This is a genomic window from Streptomyces sp. CC53 (assembly GCF_001865245.1).
In the GTDB taxonomy this organism is placed as follows: domain Bacteria; phylum Actinomycetota; class Actinomycetes; order Streptomycetales; family Streptomycetaceae; genus Streptomyces.
Genome location: NZ_MKXB01000099.1, coordinates 22,980 through 28,623, shown reverse-complemented (window position 1 = coordinate 28,623; position 5,644 = coordinate 22,980). Strand labels below are relative to the sequence as shown.

Genomic DNA, 5,644 nt, shown 5'->3' with positions numbered 1-5,644 from the left:
TGAGCGGACCGCACCCGGGCGTACGGACGGAGCCGGCGGCGTCGCCGCAGGTCGCACCCGCCTGAGGGGCCGGTCCGCGGAACCGGTTTGCGTTCTGTGGGGGAGAGTGCGTATGGTGGTAGATCGTTTGATCCCATTTGCCCGGCGCCAAGACAGAAGAGCGCCGCGTGTGGCGCGTACTCTCCCCCTGCCGTGGCTGACCGCATTGAGGCGGTCGAATTTGCGAAGCAGCGAAACACGGAGTTGACGGGCGCGTGCCGAGACTCCGGAAGGTTTCGCATTTCGCATGTCCATCTTCAGTTCTGACCAGTCCTCCGCCGTCCTGACCGAGGACGCCGCCGTGGCCTCCGCCGTCGACGAGGCGTTCGCCGACGAGACCGTCGCCGCCGTCGAGACCGCCGCGGACGCGGCCGACACGGCCGCCGCCCCCGACGTCGACCTGGACGACGAGCCCACCGTCACGTTCGCGGACCTGGGCCTGCCCGAGGGCGTCGTCCGCAAGCTCGCCCAGAACGGCGTGACGACCCCCTTCCCGATCCAGGCCGCGACCATCCCGGACGCCCTGGTCGGCAAGGACATCCTCGGCCGCGGCCGCACCGGCTCCGGCAAGACCCTCTCCTTCGGTCTGCCGCTGCTGGCCACGCTGGCCGACGGCCGCACCGAGAAGAAGAAGCCGCGCGGCGTCATCCTGACCCCGACCCGCGAGCTGGCCATGCAGGTGGCCGACGCCCTCCAGCCGTACGGCGACGTGCTCGGCCTGCGCATGAAGGTCGTCTGCGGCGGCACGTCGATGGGCAACCAGATCTACGCCCTGGAGCGCGGCGTCGACATCCTCGTCGCCACCCCGGGCCGACTGCGCGACATCATCAACCGCGGCGCCTGCTCGCTGGAGGACGTCCGGGTCACCGTCCTCGACGAGGCCGACCAGATGTCCGACCTGGGCTTCCTGCCCGAGGTCACCGAACTCCTCGACCAGGTCCCGGTCGACGGCCAGCGCATGCTCTTCTCCGCGACCATGGAGAACGAGATCGCGACGCTCGTCAAGCGCTACCTGAAGGACCCGGTGAGCCACGAGGTCGACGCCGCGCAGGGCGCCGTCACCACGATGACCCACCACATCCTGATCGTGAAGCCGAAGGACAAGGCGCCGGTCACCGCCGCGATCGCGGCGCGCAAGGGCCGCACGATCATCTTCGTCCGCACCCAGCTCGGCGCCGACCGCGTCGCCGAGCAGCTGCGTGACGCGGGCGTGCGGGCCGACGCGCTGCACGGCGGCATGACCCAGGGCGCCCGCACCCGGACGCTCGCCGACTTCAAGGACGGCTACGTCAACGTCCTCGTCGCCACGGACGTCGCCGCGCGCGGCATCCACGTGGACGGCATCGACCTGGTCCTCAACGTGGACCCGGCCGGCGACCACAAGGACTACCTGCACCGCTCGGGCCGCACGGCCCGCGCCGGCCAGTCCGGCACGGTCGTCTCCCTGTCCCTGCCGCACCAGCGGCGCCAGATCTTCCGGCTCATGGAGGACGCGGGCGTCGACGCCTCGCGCCACATCATCGGCCAGGGCGGCGCCTTCGACCCGGAGGTCGCCGAGATCACCGGGGCGCGGTCGCTGACCGAGGTGCAGGCCGACTCCGCCAACAACGCCGCCAAGCAGGCCGAGCGGGAGGTCGCCGAGCTGACCCGCCAGCTGGAGCGCGCCCAGCGCCGTGCCGCCGAGCTCCGCGAGGAGGCCGACCGCCTCGTCGCCCGCGCCGCGACGGAGCGGGGCGCCGACCCGGAGGCGGCGGTCGCCGAGGCGGCGTCCGCCCCCGTACCGGAGCAGCAGCGCGGCGAGCAGCGCCCGCAGCGCGAGGACCGGCAGGAGCGGGGCGGTGACCGCGGCGGGTTCCGCCGGGACGACCGCCGTGACGACCGTCCGTCCTCGTACGACCGCCGCGAGCGCAGCGACCGCCGGGACCGTGACGACCGCGGTGACCGCGGTGACCGCTTCGAGCGGGGCGGCGACCGCGGCGGGTTCCGTCGGGACAACGACCGTCCGTTCAACCGGGACCGCCGCGACCGTGACGACCGCGGTGGCGACCGCGGCGGGTTCCGCCGTGACAACGACCGTCCGTTCAACCGGGACCGCCGCGACCGTGACGACCGCGGTGGCGACCGCGGCGGCGCCCGCCGCCCGGCCCGCCCGTTCAACCGCAGCGACCGCACCGGCGGCCACGACCGGCCGTACGGCCGCCGCGACGACCACCGGGGCACCGGCTCCGTCGGCCGCCGCGACGACAAGCCGCGCTGGAAGCGCAACGGCTGACGCCTGACACTCGTCCGACCGGGCCCGTACGCCACCTCCGGTGCCGTACGGGCCCGGCGCGTCGTGGCGGGAACAGTCGCCCGGACGTGGCCGGAACACGGCGCGGGGCGGCCCGCGGAGCCCCCGACACGGGGAGCGCGGCGGTCGTGTCGGGATACCCGATCGGTTCCCGGTGCTCCTTTGGCTATGCTCAGGGGTGACGTACCGAGGGCCCTTAGCTCAATTGGTCAGAGCAGCGGACTTTTAATCCGTTGGTTGTGGGTTCGAGTCCCACAGGGCCTACCGGCGAAGCCCCGGTCAGAAGAGTTCTGACCGGGGCTTCTTGCTGCGCTCAGACGGTCGTCTCGGGCCGTGCCCGGTCGACGTGGTGGAGGGTGGTCCGGTCGGCGTGCGGGGCGAGCAGGGCCCGCAACTCCTGGGCCGCGGTCGTGAGGAGAGCGCCGTCACGGGCGGCGTGCAGCGTTTCGAGGAGGAAGGTGACACGGGTGGAGTCCTCCGTGACGCGGGTGCGGTGGGCGTCGCGGTGGTTCCAATGGCGGGTCAGGACACCCGCGGTGTCCGCGTAGACCACCTCGCCGGGCTTCGGGACCTCGGTCGTGCCGGGCTCACCGAGAGGGGTGAAGGACTCGGAGCCGTCGGCGTGGCGGATGTCGACGGCTCCGGAGACGTGGTCCAGGTCGAAGGCGCCTGCGGGCAGTCCGTGGCGGACGGAGACGGCGTTGTACGCGTCGACGGCCGGGTTGATGCGGGGCAGCGCCCCCCGCTCGGCGAGGCGGCGTCCCAGCGCGTCCACGCTGGGGCGGATGCGGCGGGGGTTGGTGCCGAAGGAGCGGTAGGCGGTGTGCCACGCCTCGATGCGGGGGTCCGTCTCGTCCGCGGGCCGCCAGCTGCCGTCTGCGAGCCGCCGTTCCAGGTCCTCCAGTGCGGCGCTGGTCTCCGGCCAGGGCTCGTGGCCCCGCAGGCCGGTGGCCGTGACCAGGGCGATGAGGGTGTCGGGGAAGGCTTCTGCGACGGCGGGCGCGAGGCGGAAGGTGGTCACGGTGGGTCTCCTCGGTGGTCGGGGGTGGGAAGGGGGCGGGAAGGGCGCGGGAACGGGGCCCTGCCGCCGACTGAGGGGTCGGCAGGGGGCGGGCGGGTGAGGCCGGGGGCGGGTCGGCTGAGGGCGAGGAGGCTCACGGCGACCGCGGCGGTGCCGAGGCCCACGGCCTGCCCGCGGTGGATGCGTTCGGCGAGCACTCCGCGGGCGAGCAGGACGGTGCCCGCCGGGTAGAGCGCGGTGACCACGGCGACGACGGCGAGGCTCCGCTGCGCGCCGCGAGCAGGAACAGCAGGTTCGCCACCGAGTCCAGCACTCCGGCGGTCGCGGACAGCGCGTACGCGGGACGTTCCGGGCGCAGCCTGCGGAACACCGGCGCGGCCGCGCACAGGGTGACGGCGGAGGACACGGTCCGGCCCACGACCAGCGGGGCCACCCCGCTGTCGGTGGGCGCCTGGTGCAGGAAGACCAGCTGGAGGGCGATGGCGGCGCCCGCACCGCAGGCGAACAGCAGCGCCGTACGGGGCGGCCGCACCGCCCCGGCGCCGTGGCCGGCGCTGACCGGCACCACCGCGGCCAGCGCGAGCGGCACCCCCACCAGCCCGGCCACGCCGAGGTGTTCGCCCTGCAGCAGGCCGACGCCGGCCGGCAGTGCGGCGGACACCAGCGCGGTCACGGGCGACAGCACGTTCATGGGCCGATCGCCAGGGTCCGGTACAGCAGCGCGAACGCGGCGGCCGAGGCGACCTGGGAGGCGGCCCCCCAAGCCACGGCGCCGGTGCCGAACGAGGCGCCGAGCACCGGCCACAGCAGCAGCTCGACGGCCGGACTGGCCGTCGCGGCGACCATGACGGTGCGCGGGACGTGGGTCTTCCGGGCGCCGAGGCCGCCGTGGACGTCGGCGCACCCGTAGGCGAGGGAGCTGCCCAGGGCCAGCAGCAGGGCAATCACGGTACGCCTTTCGGCTTCGCAATGGAACGACCAGACCGTACAACAGAACGACCGTGATCTGTCAATCAAACGACCGGTCGGTACATTGGAGTGATCTATGCGCCAGGAGGGTGATCACCAGATGACCGAGACGGAGGCGGCCCTGCGGGCGCTCGCCTACAACGTCAGGGCGGCCCGCACCCGGGCCGGCCTCACCCTCGACGAGCTGGGCCGGCGGGCCCAGGTCAGCAAGGGGGCTCTGGTGGGCCTGGAGAAGGCCCAGGGGAATCCGAACTTCGCGACGCTGGTCCGGCTCGCCGACACCCTGGGCGTGCCGGTGTCCGCCCTCGTGGAGGGCCCGGCGGAAGGCCGCGTCCGCGTCGTGTCCTCCGATGCCGTCGCCCCGCTCTGGAAGGGGCGGCAGGGCAGTGAGGCGCGGCTGATGCTGACGACCTCCGGCCCCGCGCCGGTGGAGGTCTGGCGCTGGCGCCTGGAGCCGGACGAGGAGTACCCCAGTCACCCGCACCAGGCCGGCGTCGTCGAGACCGTCAGCGTCACCTCCGGGCGGATGGTCCTGGTCGTCGACGGGGCCGAGCACGCCGTCGCGGCGGGGGAGACCGCCACGTTCGACGGTGACGCCTCGCACGTCTACCGCGGGGCGGGCACCGAGCCGTGCCACCTGATCATGACCGTCCAGCTGCCGCCCGGCCCGCAGCCCGCGAGGTGACGGCGCCTTCCACGGTCGGCCGCGGTCGGCGCCTGCCGCGGTTCGGTACGCCGCCGCTCCGGGCCGGCCCCTGCGGCCGCCGCGCGGTGCGGCCTTCCGCGGCCCCGTGGTACGGCCCCTCGGCTGCCCTGCGTGCGCCCGGGAGTTCCCGTGTCGCGCGGGCTCCGGCGTGCCCGCAGGCGGTTCGCGGCCCGGCCGGTGCAGCAGCCCTGCGTACGAGGTTCACTGCGGGCCGGTGGTGGTGGGTGCCGGGTGCGGGGTGGCCCCAGGTTGCCGATCCCGATGGGCGCGCGTGCCCGTGGCCGGGGGTGCCGGGCCGGCCGGTCCGGCGGTACGCGGCGCCGGCGGGGTGGCTGCTCCGACGGGGGCCTCGCAGCGGTGGTCGGTGCTGCCGGCCGGCGCTGCTCGCCTGGGGGGCACCCTTGGTCGGCGGTCGGCGGTCGGCGGTCGGCGGTCGGCGGTCGGCGGTCAGCGGTCAGCGGTCGGCGGTCGGTGGTCGGTGGTCGGCGGTGCCGGTGGGCGGTGGTTGGCGGTCGGTGTCGGTGTCCTGCGCCGGGGGTCGGCGGCCGGTGTCGGCCGCCCGGGCGGGCCGTCTCCGTGAGCGGTCGGACCACGTGGTCAGCGGGCGGCCTCGGAATAG

3 protein-coding genes, 1 tRNA gene and 1 pseudogene are annotated in these 5,644 nt (G+C 74.7%); 3 read left to right on the top strand and 2 right to left on the bottom strand.

Annotation, left to right across the window (positions count from 1 at the left end; genetic code table 11):
• Positions 1 to 286: 286 nt before the first annotated feature.
• Both BJP40_RS08950 and BJP40_RS08945 read left to right on the top strand, forming a co-directional pair.
• Positions 287 to 2,311, top strand: a complete 2,025-nt coding sequence (locus BJP40_RS08950; RefSeq protein WP_071279940.1) for a DEAD/DEAH box helicase — start codon at positions 287 to 289, stop codon at positions 2,309 to 2,311.
• A 208-nt stretch (positions 2,312 to 2,519) separates the two neighbouring features.
• Positions 2,520 to 2,593, top strand: a tRNA-Lys gene (locus tag BJP40_RS08945).
• A gap of 49 nt (positions 2,594 to 2,642) precedes the next feature.
• Here the strand turns inward: BJP40_RS08945 and BJP40_RS08940 are convergent.
• Positions 2,643 to 3,350, bottom strand: a complete 708-nt coding sequence (locus BJP40_RS08940) for a B3/4 domain-containing protein (protein ID WP_071279939.1) — start codon at positions 3,348 to 3,350, stop codon at positions 2,643 to 2,645.
• A gap of 116 nt (positions 3,351 to 3,466) precedes the next feature.
• Positions 3,467 to 4,298, bottom strand: a pseudogene (locus BJP40_RS08935) (EamA family transporter); the annotation flags it as partial.
• 121 nt (positions 4,299 to 4,419) lie between these two features.
• On the opposite strand from BJP40_RS08935, the gene BJP40_RS08930 reads away from it, so the two are divergent.
• Positions 4,420 to 5,004, top strand: a complete 585-nt coding sequence (locus BJP40_RS08930; RefSeq protein WP_071279938.1) for a helix-turn-helix domain-containing protein — start codon at positions 4,420 to 4,422, stop codon at positions 5,002 to 5,004.
• Positions 5,005 to 5,644: the final 640 nt, after the last annotated feature.

Coding starts and splice junctions, on each gene's coding strand:
- BJP40_RS08930 (WP_071279938.1), top strand. CDS start 4,420: ATGACCGAGACGGAGGCGGCCCTGCGGGCGCTCGCCTACAACGTCAGG.
- BJP40_RS08950 (WP_071279940.1), top strand. CDS start 287: ATGTCCATCTTCAGTTCTGACCAGTCCTCCGCCGTCCTGACCGAGGAC.